At 67.0% G+C, this 12,035-nt stretch carries 19 protein-coding genes; 16 read left to right on the plus strand and 3 right to left on the minus strand.

The window, feature by feature from the left end:
* Positions 1–6: 6 nt before the first annotated feature.
* Positions 7–1,770: a hypothetical protein gene (locus tag ABGB08_RS15030; protein WP_347590557.1), complete on the plus strand. Its 1,764-nt coding sequence runs from the start codon at positions 7–9 to the stop codon at positions 1,768–1,770.
* Between the two features lie 47 nt (positions 1,771–1,817).
* Here ABGB08_RS15030 and ABGB08_RS15035 read toward each other — a convergent pair whose 3' ends face one another.
* Positions 1,818–2,108: a hypothetical protein gene (locus tag ABGB08_RS15035; RefSeq protein WP_347590559.1), complete on the minus strand. Its 291-nt coding sequence runs from the start codon at positions 2,106–2,108 to the stop codon at positions 1,818–1,820.
* 79 nt (positions 2,109–2,187) lie between these two features.
* Between ABGB08_RS15035 and ABGB08_RS15040 the strand changes: the two genes are divergently transcribed.
* From ABGB08_RS15040 to ABGB08_RS15070, 7 genes are all read left to right on the plus strand, one after another.
* Entirely contained in the window at positions 2,188–2,523 is a 336-nt protein-coding gene (locus ABGB08_RS15040) for a hypothetical protein (protein WP_347590561.1), read from the plus strand.
* Positions 2,524–2,531: 8 nt separating this feature from the next.
* The gene (locus ABGB08_RS15045) at positions 2,532–3,215 is read left to right on the plus strand and encodes a hypothetical protein (RefSeq protein ID WP_347590563.1); all 684 of its coding nucleotides are present in this window, start codon (positions 2,532–2,534) and stop codon (positions 3,213–3,215) included.
* The gene (locus ABGB08_RS15050; protein WP_347590565.1) at positions 3,212–3,871 is read left to right on the plus strand and encodes a hypothetical protein; all 660 of its coding nucleotides are present in this window, start codon (positions 3,212–3,214) and stop codon (positions 3,869–3,871) included. Before ABGB08_RS15045 ends, ABGB08_RS15050 begins: the two co-directional genes overlap by 4 nt.
* Before the next feature lie 4 nt (positions 3,872–3,875).
* On the plus strand, positions 3,876–4,430 hold the full coding sequence (locus ABGB08_RS15055) for a hypothetical protein (RefSeq protein ID WP_347590567.1): 555 nt from the start codon (positions 3,876–3,878) through the stop codon (positions 4,428–4,430).
* Positions 4,427–5,002, plus strand: a complete 576-nt coding sequence (locus ABGB08_RS15060; RefSeq protein ID WP_347590569.1) for a methyltransferase domain-containing protein — start codon at positions 4,427–4,429, stop codon at positions 5,000–5,002. Before ABGB08_RS15055 ends, ABGB08_RS15060 begins: the two co-directional genes overlap by 4 nt.
* Positions 4,999–5,865, plus strand: coding sequence for an NAD-dependent epimerase/dehydratase family protein (locus ABGB08_RS15065; protein ID WP_347590571.1), 867 nt, complete (start codon positions 4,999–5,001; stop codon positions 5,863–5,865). Before ABGB08_RS15060 ends, ABGB08_RS15065 begins: the two co-directional genes overlap by 4 nt.
* Positions 5,866–6,061: 196 nt before the next feature.
* A complete protein-coding gene (locus tag ABGB08_RS15070; RefSeq protein WP_347590573.1) occupies positions 6,062–6,544 on the plus strand; it encodes a hypothetical protein in 483 nt (160 codons plus the stop codon).
* Here ABGB08_RS15070 and ABGB08_RS15075 read toward each other — a convergent pair.
* Positions 6,541–6,816: a hypothetical protein gene (locus tag ABGB08_RS15075; RefSeq protein WP_347590575.1), complete on the minus strand. Its 276-nt coding sequence runs from the start codon at positions 6,814–6,816 to the stop codon at positions 6,541–6,543. The two genes, ABGB08_RS15070 and ABGB08_RS15075, sit on opposite strands and share 4 nt — an antisense overlap.
* Positions 6,817–6,855: 39 nt before the next feature.
* On the opposite strand from ABGB08_RS15075, the gene ABGB08_RS15080 reads away from it, so the two are divergent.
* Together ABGB08_RS15080 and ABGB08_RS15085 are read left to right on the plus strand one after the other, a co-directional pair.
* Positions 6,856–7,725 carry an ADP-ribosyltransferase gene (locus tag ABGB08_RS15080; protein ID WP_347590577.1) on the plus strand — a complete coding sequence of 290 codons (870 nt, stop codon included), beginning with the start codon at positions 6,856–6,858 and terminating at the stop codon, positions 7,723–7,725.
* A complete protein-coding gene (locus tag ABGB08_RS15085) occupies positions 7,722–7,856 on the plus strand; it encodes a hypothetical protein (RefSeq protein WP_347590579.1) in 135 nt (44 codons plus the stop codon). The genes ABGB08_RS15080 and ABGB08_RS15085 overlap by 4 nt, the downstream gene beginning before the upstream one ends.
* A gap of 91 nt (positions 7,857–7,947) precedes the next feature.
* On the opposite strand, the gene ABGB08_RS15090 is transcribed toward ABGB08_RS15085, so the two are convergent.
* Positions 7,948–8,142, minus strand: a complete 195-nt coding sequence (locus ABGB08_RS15090; RefSeq protein WP_347590581.1) for a helix-turn-helix domain-containing protein — start codon at positions 8,140–8,142, stop codon at positions 7,948–7,950.
* Between the two features lie 60 nt (positions 8,143–8,202).
* On the opposite strand from ABGB08_RS15090, the gene tnpB reads away from it, so the two are divergent.
* Genes tnpB through ABGB08_RS15120 form a run of 6 tightly spaced genes read left to right on the plus strand, consistent with a single transcriptional unit; the run spans position 8,203 to position 11,959 of the window.
* Positions 8,203–9,591, plus strand: coding sequence for an IS607 family element RNA-guided endonuclease TnpB (tnpB, locus tag ABGB08_RS15095; protein ID WP_347590583.1), 1,389 nt, complete (start codon positions 8,203–8,205; stop codon positions 9,589–9,591).
* A 31-nt stretch (positions 9,592–9,622) separates the two neighbouring features.
* Positions 9,623–10,090: a hypothetical protein gene (locus ABGB08_RS15100; protein ID WP_347590585.1), complete on the plus strand. Its 468-nt coding sequence runs from the start codon at positions 9,623–9,625 to the stop codon at positions 10,088–10,090.
* Positions 10,083–10,619 (plus strand): hypothetical protein, encoded by a 537-nt coding sequence (locus ABGB08_RS15105; RefSeq protein ID WP_347590587.1) that lies wholly within the window; start codon positions 10,083–10,085, stop codon positions 10,617–10,619. The genes ABGB08_RS15100 and ABGB08_RS15105 overlap by 8 nt, the downstream gene beginning before the upstream one ends.
* A complete protein-coding gene (locus tag ABGB08_RS15110) occupies positions 10,612–10,896 on the plus strand; it encodes a hypothetical protein (protein ID WP_347590589.1) in 285 nt (94 codons plus the stop codon). Before ABGB08_RS15105 ends, ABGB08_RS15110 begins: the two co-directional genes overlap by 8 nt.
* A complete protein-coding gene (locus ABGB08_RS15115) occupies positions 10,889–11,038 on the plus strand; it encodes a hypothetical protein (protein WP_347590591.1) in 150 nt (49 codons plus the stop codon). The genes ABGB08_RS15110 and ABGB08_RS15115 overlap by 8 nt, the downstream gene beginning before the upstream one ends.
* Before the next feature lie 45 nt (positions 11,039–11,083).
* A complete protein-coding gene (locus ABGB08_RS15120; RefSeq protein ID WP_347590593.1) occupies positions 11,084–11,959 on the plus strand; it encodes a KOW motif domain-containing protein in 876 nt (291 codons plus the stop codon).
* The last annotated feature ends 76 nt before the right edge of the window (positions 11,960–12,035 follow it).

Below are 12,035 nucleotides of genomic sequence, written 5' to 3' on the forward strand. Positions count from 1 at the left end.
TGAGCGATGACCACGCTCTCCAACAGCTTCGAGGGCGGCACTCCTGGCGCGAACATCACGACCGGCAACTCGGGCGGCGCATCCGGGAACGCGTTCAACCTGGTGGCCATCGACTCGCCGATCACCTATTCGAGTGAGCAGGCCGCGCACGGCTCGGTGTCGTTTAAGGTGTCCGGCGCGTCTGACGGCTACGTCGGGTGGACGTCAGGTCTTGCGTCCGTCGCCACGATCTACGCCCGCGTGTACATGTACGTGGCGACAGCTGACGCGCCCGCGTCGAACACGAACGTGTTCCGCATCCTCAACGTCGGAAACACGATCATGGCGACCGTCCGGCTGAACGCGGCCGGGACGCTCGGATTCCTGCACGGCACCGGCTCCCTGTCCGGCAACTCATCCGCCGCCTACCCGCGCGACGCCTGGTTCCGCATCGAAATCAAGGTCACCAACGCCACTGAAGTCCGGTTCCGCGTCTACCACACCGCTGACGCCGCTGTGGACAGCTACACCCAGGAGATCGTGGGCGGCTCGCCCGGCGCGATCAACCCGCTGCGGATGCGCTGCGGCGTCATCTCCAACACCCTGACGGCGCACTTCGACGACGTGGCGCTTTCCGACGTGGATTGGATCGGCCCGGCAGGCGGCGGAGGACCGTCAGAAGTCACAGGTGCGGCGACCGCCGACCTCGGATCCCTGACCTCGTCAGCGACCGGACAGCGGACCGTTCACGGAGCCGCATCCGCGTCGTTCTCCTTCACCGCATCCGCTTCGGGCACCTCGGCAGATGAGGTCACCGGTGCAGCCGTCGCCGATCTGGGCGGTTTGACCGCGACGGCGTCGGGCGTCCGCCGCGTCCATGGTGTCGCGTCCGCGTCTCTCGGGGCGCTCACCGCGACAGCCTCCGGCGGCAGGACGGTTCACGGCGTAGCCGTGGCAGGCCTTGGCGGGTTGACCGGCTCCGCGTCGGGCCAGCGGACCGTTCACGGGCAGGCGACGGCCTCACTCGGCGGGCTCTCCGCTGTCGCCGCTGGAGAGCGGACGGCCTACGGGCAGGCAGCGGCATCTCTGGGATCACTCACCGCGTCCGCTTCCGGCGTCCGCACGGTTCACGGCCAAGCCTCCGCCGACCTTGGCGGGTTGACGGCCACGGCGTCCGGCACGTCCGCCGCAGTGGGCTCCGCCACTGCCGATCTCGGCGGGCTCACCGCCACGGCGATCGGAGAACGCACCGTCCACGGCCACGCCGCAGCGTCGCTGGGTGGTCTCACCGCGTCGGCCTCGGGTAAGCGCACCACCTACGGCACCGCATTAGCCGACCTGGGCAGCCTGACCGCGACCGCGAGCGGCAACTCATCCGGCGAAGTCGTCGGCGTCGCAGCAGCGGACCTTGGCGGGCTGACCGCTCACGCCAACGGCCGGCGCACCGTTCACGGCACCGCGAGCGCCTCGCTCGGCAGCCTGTCTGCCACCGGCTCGGGCACCAGACGGGTCAAGGGCGCGTCCACGGCGTCACTCGGCGCTCTCGCGGCGTCGGCGACGGGCCGGAGAACAGTCCGCGGCACGGCTGTCCTGTCTGTGGGCTGTGTGGCCACGGCTTCGGGCCGCCGCCGCGTCCATGGGCATGCGTCGGTCACGTTCACTTTTACGGCTACGGCGACAGATGGCGGGCCAGGCCCCACTCTCTACCGTCTTGGTGGCAGATTGACCTCCGTTGGGGCCTTAGGCGGGTCATTGGCGGCAGATTCGCGGCTCGGTGGGTCCCTCGTCTGAAATGCGTCAGGGCCCGTCCCGAGAGACGGACCCTGATCCGAGCGTAGCTAGACGGTCAACTCAACCCCGAAGACTTCGGCCGCCCGGTGCAGGCGGTCAAAGTAGCCCCGATTGCGCTGAGCTGCCCTGTCGGCCAGTCGGAAGCGGTGGCCAGGGAACACTTCTGCTTGGTCGAGGACTCCAGCCTTCACAAGCTTCAGCGTGGTGGCGCGGACCGTACGCGGCGCAACGCCTTGAGCCCGCGCGGCGATCTCGGCGTTACTGAGCCATGAGGTCTGGTTGCCGCTGAGGACCTTGAGGACCTCGATCTCGTGGCGCGAAATCTCGCTTCTCTCCATGCGCCTAATCCTACCTGCTCATGCCAGGTCATGCCGAATCCTGCCATAGGCTCAATATCCGCCAGTTCGGGAGGTGTTTGTGGCCTCCATCGTGAACGTCCGGCTGATCGAGGGCGACGAGACTTCCCGCACCTGGCAGATCACCACCGATGAGACTCCGCTGAACCTGTCCGCCGTAACGGTTACGGCGATCATCAAGCCGCATGCTGGTGTCGAGGATGACGACGACACCGCCCACCACCTGTCCGAAGGCGATGGGCTGACGGTCGTAGACGCCGCGGCGGGCAAGGTGAAGGGCGAGATCCCGGTGGCGGTCACCCAAGCCCCGGGAAAGTGGCTGTACAAGATCGTGGTCGATCTCGGCGACGACACAGAGACCGCGATCTGGGGCTACATGCAAGTGGCGGATGCGTAAGGAGTGGCGTGGCTGACCTTCTGGTGATCGTCCCCTCGCGTGGACGCCCACACAACATCGCGGCACTGTGGGACGAGGCATGGCTGCCCAACACGACCGATGCGGCGCATCTGCTTGTCGCGGTCGACCAGGACGACCCGGCATTGTTCGACTACCAGGACGTCTGCAACGAGCGGGGCATCCACTGGGAGGTAGGAGGACGCCTTCGCCTGGTCGGCACTCTCAACGCGGTCGCACGCGCGCACGCGCCGGACTACTTCGCGCTGGCGTTCATCGGCGACGACCACAGGCCACGTACCGCGCGATGGAACGAGCGCATCGTGTCCGCACTGCGGGAGATGGGTACCGGGATCGTCTACGGCGATGACCTTGTGTGGGGTCCTGACCTTCCCACAGCTGCGGCGATGACGTCAGACATCGTCCAGACGCTCGGCTGGATGGCCCCGCCCTGCCTTGAGCATCTGTGGGTGGACAACGCCTGGAAGGAGCTTGGGCAGGCGGTAGACCGGCTCCGCTACCTTCCGGACGTGGTGATCGAGCACATGCATCCCATCGTCGGCAAAGCGGCACAGGATGAGCGTTACGACGATGTCAACAGCCCTCGCGTGGTCGGCCGCGACTCCGCAGCCTACGAACAGTGGAAAGCCAACGACCTGCCACGCGACGCCGAGAAGTTGCGAGCCCTCCTGTGAAGGTCATCAGCTTCAGCCTGTACGGCTCCGACCCCATGTACCAGTTGGGCGCCATCCGCAACCTGGAACTCCGCGACGAGTTCTATCCCGGCTGGGCGTGCCGCTTCTACATCGGCGACTCGATAGGCGAAGACGTCCGCGAAAAACTCCTCGCCCACCGGGACGTCCAGTTGGTTCCGATGGCAGGCGAGCCGGAGGACTGGTTCTCCACCTCGTGGCGGTTCCGGGCGCTGGCCCACGACCATATAGAGGCGCACCTGTTCCGCGACTGCGATTCACGCCCGGACGCGCGCGAGCAGTCCGCGGTCTTCGAGTGGCTCCAGTCGGGCAAAGACTTCCACATCATGCGTGACCATCCCGAACATGGGGCGAAGATGCTGTCCGGCATGTGGGGTTGCACGCGCCGGGGTGCACGGCAAATCTGGGAGCTACTCCCGGCCGAACACGGCGCGGACTACTACCAGGTGGATCAGCATTGGCTCCGGGATCGCGTCTACCCGATCGCGCGCAAGTCGCTGATGGTGCACGACGAGTTCTTCGACTTCGAGCCCGACCGCAGGCCCTTCCCGATCCCACGCAGACCGGGCCGGTTCGTCGGCCAGGGCTTCACGGGCAGCGACGAGTTACGCATCCCGCACGACGCGACGAGGGTGTGACTCCGTGCGCCGCCAACTCCGCCCGTTCTACACCCCGGAGCAGCTGGAGCAGGTGTACGCCCACCCGTACGACCATTCCCGCTGGCGGGAGCACCGGGCACGGATCGCGCTCACCGTGGCGCTAGCGCAGTCGATGGTGGACGAGTACGGTCTGGCCTCGGCGGCGGATCTGTCATGCGGCGATGGGGCGATCCTGGACCGCCTCGACGTCGCCGAAAAGGTGTACGGCGATTTCGTTCCTGGCCGCGCCCACGCGGGGCCGATCGAGCGGGCCGTCACCGAGATCGCCCGCGTCGGCCTGTTCATCCTCTCGGAGACGATCGAGCACGTCGAGGACCCTGACGCCCTGCTCGCGGCGATCCGGGCCAAGGCCGACGCCCTGGTGCTGACCACGCCGAACGCCGAAGACAACGACGGCAACCCCGAGCACTACTGGTCATGGGACGACGCCGAGATGCGGCGCATGCTCGCCACAGCCGGATGGGCGCCCACCCTGTACCTGGCCTTCGATCCGCACGTGGCCCCTGGCTACACCTTCCAGTTCTGGGGGTGCCGATGACGGAGTGGCGTCTCTTCGACGGCGACTTGCCGCACGTCAGCACCTTCGAATTCCACGAGCACCGTGAACGCGCACCCCACCTGGAACAGGCCGACCACCGCGAGCGCCTACTGAAGACGGCGCGACTTGTCCGGCAACTGAACCCGGCCAGCGTGGTGGATCTCGGCTGCGGCGACGGAGGGCTACTCAGCCTGATCAAAGACATTCCATCGTGGGGCTATGACTGGCATCCCGCCAGCGCCCAAGGCTGGGAGCAGCGCGGGATCACCGCCGAGCACCGGGATGTTTTCGGCGGCAGGGACGTGCCCCGCTGGGGACAGGTCGCGGTACTCACCGAAGTCTTGGAGCACGTGGCAGATCCCCATGGCGTCGTCGAATGGGTCTCCCGCAACGCCGAGTACGTCGTCGCGTCCTCGCCACGTCATGAAACGGGCGAGCGCCACGGCGATTGCCACGCGTGGGCATGGGACGAAGAAGGTTACGCATCCCTGTTCGCCCCCCACTTCGAAGTGCTGGAGCACATCGGCGTGGCCTGGTCGCAGATCATCGCCGGGAGGAGCCGCAACACGTGAAAGCGCTCATCACTGGCTCGGCGGGCTTCATCGGCTCCCATCTGGCTTCAGCACTGTTCGAGCGAGGCCACACGATCGTGCTCGTGGACATCGTCAACGGGCACGACGCCCGCGACCTGTTCCGGGATGACGAGACCCGATACGACGCCGTGTTCCACTGTGCCGCCGTCGCGCCGCACCGCTCCGCGATCGACAACTCCCCGGCGACGGTCGGGGCCGGGTGCCTGGAGTTGGACGCCGCCATGTTCGCGTGGGCGGCGCGCACCAAGCCGGGCCGGGTCGTCTACTTCAGCTCCTCGGCCGCGTACCCGATCGCGCTCCAGTCGCAGGGCCTCGCGGTGCGACTCGGCGAAGGCCATATCCGCTTGGACGCCCCGGAGCGGCCGGACGCGATCTACGGCGAGGTCAAGCTGATGGGTGAACGCCTCGCGCAGGCCTACCGCGCCCAGGGCGGCTCGGTCACGGTTGTGCGGCCCTTCTCCGGCTATGGCCAAGACCAGAGCCCGGACTTCCCGTTCGCGGCGTTCGCCCAGCGAGCCCGCCGGCGCGAGGATCCGTTCACGATCTGGGGCGACGGCACGCAGGTCAGGGACTGGATCCACGTAGACGATGTCGTGGGCGCTGTCCTGGCCGCCGTCGAACAGGACGTGGACGGACCCGTCAATTTGGGGACGGGCGTCGGTACGTCGATGACCGACCTCGCCAAGCTGTTCGCGGCCGAGGCCGGATATGGTCCCGCGTTCGACTACCGGACGGACGCCCCTGCGGGAGTCGCGCACCGGGTGTGCGTGCCATACCTGATGGAGTCCTTCTATGTGCCGGAAGTGAGCATCGAGGAGGGCGTGAGACGTGCCCTCGCTTAAGGTCGCAGCTGCGATCCCGTGGTGGCCGAGAAGCAGCCCCGACCGGCAGCGCCATCACGAAACCGTACGCGCCCACCTGCGGGAGCTTCTCCCGGACGCCGTCCACCTTGACGTGGACTCCGGGCATGACCCGTTCTCCCGGGCAGGCTCCCGCAACCTAGGCGTACGGCTCGCCCAAGAGGCCGAATGTGACGTCGTGATCCTGGCCGACGCCGACACCCTCGCGGAGCCCGAACCGCTTCACGCCGCTATCCACGGCGCGTACGAAGACGGCTTGCTCCACCTGCCGTACGTGAGCTTCAGGGGGTTGAGCGAGAACGGTACCCGCCTGTTTCTCGGCGGCAATCCACCGGAGGCGTGTGAGACCGAACTTGCCCACGACTGGGCAACCGGAGGCTACTGGGTGATCCGCCCAGACGCCTGGTGGCGTGCGGGCGGGATGGATGAGCGCTTTGTCGCTTTCGGCTACGAAGATACGTGCTACCGGATTGCCGCTGACGCCCTGCTTGGTCCAACCGTGAAGCATCCGGGCGCGATCTGGCACCTCTACCACGAGAAAACGATGGGCCTCGGCTCCCCGAACCACATCGCCAACGGCGAACTAGCCGCGCGCTACGTGGCTGCCGAAGGCAATGCGGACTTGGTCCGCGCGATCGTCGGAGAGTTCGCTCGGGTCTAGTCCGGCCATTCCGCGTAGTAGGCGTACCGGTCTGGGACCTTCTCGCCGATCCGGTAGACCACCGTCTGATTGCTGCCGTCGATCGTCAAGACGTCGCCCACGAGCGCGACGCCGGGATGCATCCAATCGACGCGGTCTAGGTTCCGGACGATGTTCAGGAGTTCGGCACTGATGAGGATGCGCGGGTCGGCCCGTTCAACCGTTAGCGTCCCGTCGAAGTTCTGCGCGACCACGCAGTTGCCGTAGTCCTTGGCCTTAAGTCCGAGATGCACGGTTCCATTCTCTCGCCACCAGCCGAGGGGGCGAAGCCGATGCCCGACTACCCGTCTCGCCGCCCTTACCCAGGCCAGGACTGGCGGCATGGGTGGGAGCCCGTCACCGCTGGAGCGCACGTCTCCAAGAACCATGGGCGAAAGCCAGCCCCCGGCACCGAGGCAGCCCAGCGGGCGGCGGTGTCGGAGAAGGCGGACGCGGCGATCCGCAGCATGGCCAACCGGAAGCGTCCAGGCTCCGCCCCGAGCCGACGGGACGCCAAGAGCGCACCAGCGCCCACCGGGCCGAGCAACGCTGCACCCGACGCACAGTCAGGCGCAGCGCTCAGGCACCGCACCAACCGCGAAGCGGTCTCGTGGGCGAAGAAGAACATGCCCCTGCCCGACCTCACCGACGACGAGCGAGACGCGGTCAGCCGCTACACCGGACGCGGATACGGACTCGTCAACGACGGCCTGCGAGGCAAGCCACCCGCGCACCCCAAGCAGCGCCAGCTGTACAACGAGACGGTCCGGGACCTCGACTCGGCGATGAAGAAGTCCAAGACGCCCGAACCGGTCGTCGTCCACCGTGATGTCGGCGACGCCTACATTCAGGCGCTCGGGGCCGACATCGAGAACCTGGCCGAGATGAAATCCCTGGTGGGCAAACGGTTCCAGGAGCGCGGCTACCTGTCCACCAGCGTCGGAGCACGCAGCAGCAACATGCGCGGTTCCGTGGATCTGGCGATCGTCGTCCCGAAGGGCTACCCGGCCCTCAACTTGACGCAGGCGAGCGGCTTCGCCTCCGACGAACGCGAACTCCTTCTCGGTCGTGGCGCGAAGTACGTCGTTCGCGATGTCCGCAAGGGCAAGGGTGGCCGCTGGTCCATGGAGATCGAGATCTTGCCACCGGGGAGGGGCAAATGATGAAGCCTTTCGAGCATCCCCGCTGGTCGGATGACGCCATGGCACCCGTCGAGATCACTTCCGACGAGGACGGCAAGCAGGCCGCACCTCCCGCCGAAATCCGTAAGCGCCCACCAGTTCAGCGCCACTAGAACCCTGCGCCCGTACAGCGCAGGCCAGGAAGCCCCCGACGTCCTCATGCGTCCGGGGGCTTCCGAAAGTCCGGTCTTTCCTCGTCGTGCTTCAGTGATCGTCGGCACCCCTCTGCTTGGCGGGGTGCCCTACCCGCCATTCGCGGAGCGGTTGCTCCTCCCACATCAGGGTGCGGCCGAACCGCTTGGGCTGCGGAAAGTCCTCATGATCGCGGGCGTAGTAGTAGACCGTCCGCTCATCCACTCCAAGGATCTCGGCCGCCTGCTTTGTGGTCAGGTACTCCATACCCAACAGACTAGGGTAAGCTTTAACCCAAGAGAGTTGGGTGATAGCTGGGGAGGGCGGATGCTGGTCGTTCAGGCGTACCGCTTCGCTCTCGACCCCACCCAGGCCCAAGCCCGCGCGCTGGCCTCGCACTGCGGTGCCGCGCGGTTCGCGTTCAACTGGGGCCTCGCACAGATCAAGGCCAACCTCGCCCAGCGGGAAGCCGAGAAGTCCTACGGCGTTCCCGACGAGCAATTGACAGCGCCGCTGTCGTGGTCGATGTACTCGCTGCGAAAGGCGTGGAACGCCGCCAAGGCCACCGTTGCGCCGTGGTGGGCAGATAATTCCAAAGAGGCATACGCCTGCGGTCTGGAGCGACTGGCCACGGCCTTGAAGAACTGGTCCGACTCCAGAAAGGGCAAGCGCAAAGGCCAAAAGATGGGCTTCCCCGCCTTCCGGTCAAAGCGCGAAGCCGCCCCGTCGGTCCGGTTCTCATACGGCGAAAGAATCCGCCTGCACGGCCGCACCCACGTAATCCTGCCGGTGCTGGGTCGGATCAGGACCCACGAATCCACCCGGAAATTGAGCCGCCGCATCGAGGCGGGCACCGCGCGCATCGCATCGGCGACCGTTCGCCTTGAGTCGGGCCGATGGTTCGTGTCGTTCTCCGTCCATGTCGAACGGGCCGATAAGACGCCGTCCCGGCCCGATGCCGTGATCGGCGTGGACTTGGGCGTCAAGACCCTGGCCGTCTTCTCAGACGGCCGCCCGGCGGTCGAGAATCCTAAGCACATGGCCGCCGCGTCGCGGAAGCTCCGCCGCCTGTCTCGTGCGGCGTCCCGCAAGCAGGGACCGGACCGGCGCACGGGACAGCAGGCGTCGCAGCGATGGCGGAGGGCCAATGCCGCCCGCAACCGAGTTCACCATCGAGTGGCCGCGCTTCGCCGTGACGGCATCCACAAACTGACCACGAGCCTCGCACGCGAGTGCGGCACGGTCGTGGTCGAAGACCTGCACGTGGCCGGGATGGTGCGGAACCGTCGGCTGGCCCGCGCGATCTCCGACGCCGGGTTCGCCGAGATCCGCCGCCAGCTCGCCTACAAGACCGCGTGGGGCGGTGGCCGGTTGGTGGTGGCCGGCCGCTGGTTCGCCTCCAGTAAGACGTGTTCCGGGTGCGGCGCGGTGAAAGCCAAACTCGCCCTCTCCGAACGCACCTACACCTGCACCACCTGCGGCCTGATCGTCGACCGGGACGTGAACGCCGCGCTCAATCTCGCTTCCCTGGTGAAGCGCACCGTCGCCGGGAGTGGCCCGGAGACGTTAAACGGATGTGGAGCCGACCGTAAGACCTCGCTTGCCGAGGCTGGTGGCCGTGAAGCGTCTACCCCGCTCCAGGAGCTCCTTCCTGGGTTAGACGGGGACCTCCGCTCAGCAATGGGCGGATCGTTGAGCATCCCTGATGCCCAGTGAACGGCTTCCGCCATTCATGAGGAGAACGAACATGTCCATCCGAATTTCAGCCGAACGCCGCCCGCTCGTCGGTGCCGTCGTCGAGATCGTCGAGAACAGGGGCGCGTCCAGCGATGAGATCGTCGTCCCGAACGAGATCCGACTCAACGGCGTCTCCCTCCTAGCCCCGGCGGACAGCCCGGTCACGGTCCACGAGGTAGGTATCAAGGCTGGCGAACCTGTCGCGGTGACCTTGACCCTGTTCGCGCGCCGCCTGATCGTCGGCACCGAAGCCGACATTGCCGCCCAGCCCCCGATCTACGGGCGCGGCCACTTCTTCGCCGAGGCCAACGACCAGAACCCCGACTTCCCGGTCACCATCCAGCGGCGTCTGTCCGTGGACGACCCCGGCGGTGTGGCGGTCGAGCATCACGGCATCGACGTCGAGCAGGCTGAACGGCTCATCGCGGAGTTGCAGGTGGCCATCGCCCACGCCCGCAAGGCGGACGCGGATGCCTGAGATGACCACCGCCCAGCGTCTTTCCGCCTACCGAGACGAACTCACGGAGGCGGGCTTCCCGCTGGATGAGGTCCGGGAACTTGTCGCCCAGCACGCACCCATGCCGGATTCGGCGGCCGTCTTGCAGCCCGATGTGGACGCCCGGACGCCGAAGGTGTGGGCGGACGGACCTTCCGCCGAAGCCGTACTCTCCGACCCGGATGATCTCCCGATCGTGGTCGTACACAACTACGACCAGGACGGCATGCCCGTGCAGACCCGCTATCGGACGAGCGTCTTCCTTGCCGAAGAACTCATCGTCCAACTCCAGGCGGCCGTTCAAGCAGCGAAAGACGGAACAGACCCCGCCGACGTTAACGGCTTCGCGGGTTTCCTTGACCGGGCACTCGGAACGGCTCAGAGCGCGATTGAAGGCACCCCGCCCGACCTTTACCGCGATCGCAGCGGACGTCCGCTGCTTCTCGGCGCTTTGAGGGCGATCGCTCAGGCGCGGGTCGATCTCGCGGAGGCGGGTCGGCGCGATGTCTGACATGACGACGGCCCAGCATCCGGCATTCGAGGCCAGCCCCGAAGCACTCGCCGCCGTCCAGGCGGTATGCGATGCCTGGCACAAGCCCATGATCGGCGACGCCCGCCACCGCGACGACATCGCCTGGTACGACGCCACGCTTCCCCGCCGCTGGCACCGCTGCCGCGCCTGGTCGTCGCATGCGGGCATCTCCCGCTGTGCGTGCGGCGCAACCAACTACGGCAGCGGATGGTTCGGCAAGAACGAACGCCGCAAGGTGGGCGGGCGTAATGCCTGACCCCCAGGACCCGCTGTCCGCTCTTGCTGCTGCCGCTGCTCAACTCCATGAGCTGTTCACCACCTACGTGGCTGCCGGTTTCACCGAGACCCAAGCGCTGTATCTGGTCGGCCAGATGGTCGCGGCAAGCATGAAGCCGTAGCGCCGACACACCGCCCGCAACCGCCAGACAAGGAGGCCGCGGCCGATGCCCCAGCCTTACCCCGGCCAGCAGTGGGAACACGGCTGGAAGCCGCTCACCCCAGGAGCGCTGAAGGACAAGAATCACGGCCGCCTCCCCAAGGGAGGCAACCGTGACGTGATCTCCCGCCTAGTGAAGGAGGCCGCCGCCGTCCACAAGCGGAACCAGGAGAACCGGCAAGCTGACACCAAGCCCAAGCCGGAGACTGCCAAGCCTGCGGCGAAAAAGCCCGCTGCGAAGGCGATCGCCAAACCTGCCGCGAAGCCCGCACCCAAGCCAACCCCGAAGCCGACAGCGAAGGCTCCCGCGAAGCCGAAGTTGGGCAAGAAGGCCGGCGAGGACTCTAGGAACGCCCCCCTCCGCGAAGGCGACAAGGTCACCATCATTGAAGGCAAGGACCGAGGGAAAACCGGAACGGTCACCGGCAAGGGCAAGTACGGCGCTGTCAAGGTGGTCGTGGATGGCCAAGAGTCCGACAGGAGCCCTGCCAACATCCGCTCCACGGAGGCCGCCGCAGCGTCCCGGAAGGCCGACGACGCCATCCGGACGGCGGCAGGCCGCGGCAGGCCCGCAGCACCTGAGGCACCCAAGCAGCCCGCCAGGCCGGACAGCGCCCCCGTCTCTGACGCGGCTGTCGCATCGTCCGTCGCCGACTTCCTCAAGGGACTCCCCGAGGGCAAGTGGGCCACCATGACCGCCCTCCGCAAGCAACTCAAGGGCGTCCCGCGCAACCAGCAGGACGACGTGATCCGACAGATGATGCTCGACGGGAAGGTCGACATCGAACCGATCGCCATCTACGGCGATCTGAAGGCCGAAGACCGCGCCGCTGAAATCATGATCGGCTCCACGCGGGCCCATCAGATCCGCCGCTCCCGCTGACGGAAGCAGGACGGCCCGCGCCGCTCTCAAGGGGGTGATGCCATGCCGGACACCAATCCCACAGTGGATGGCAACG

It is taken from the genome of Acrocarpospora sp. B8E8, from assembly GCF_039871605.1.
In the GTDB taxonomy this organism is placed as follows: Bacteria; Actinomycetota; Actinomycetes; order Streptosporangiales; family Streptosporangiaceae; genus Acrocarpospora; species Acrocarpospora macrocephala.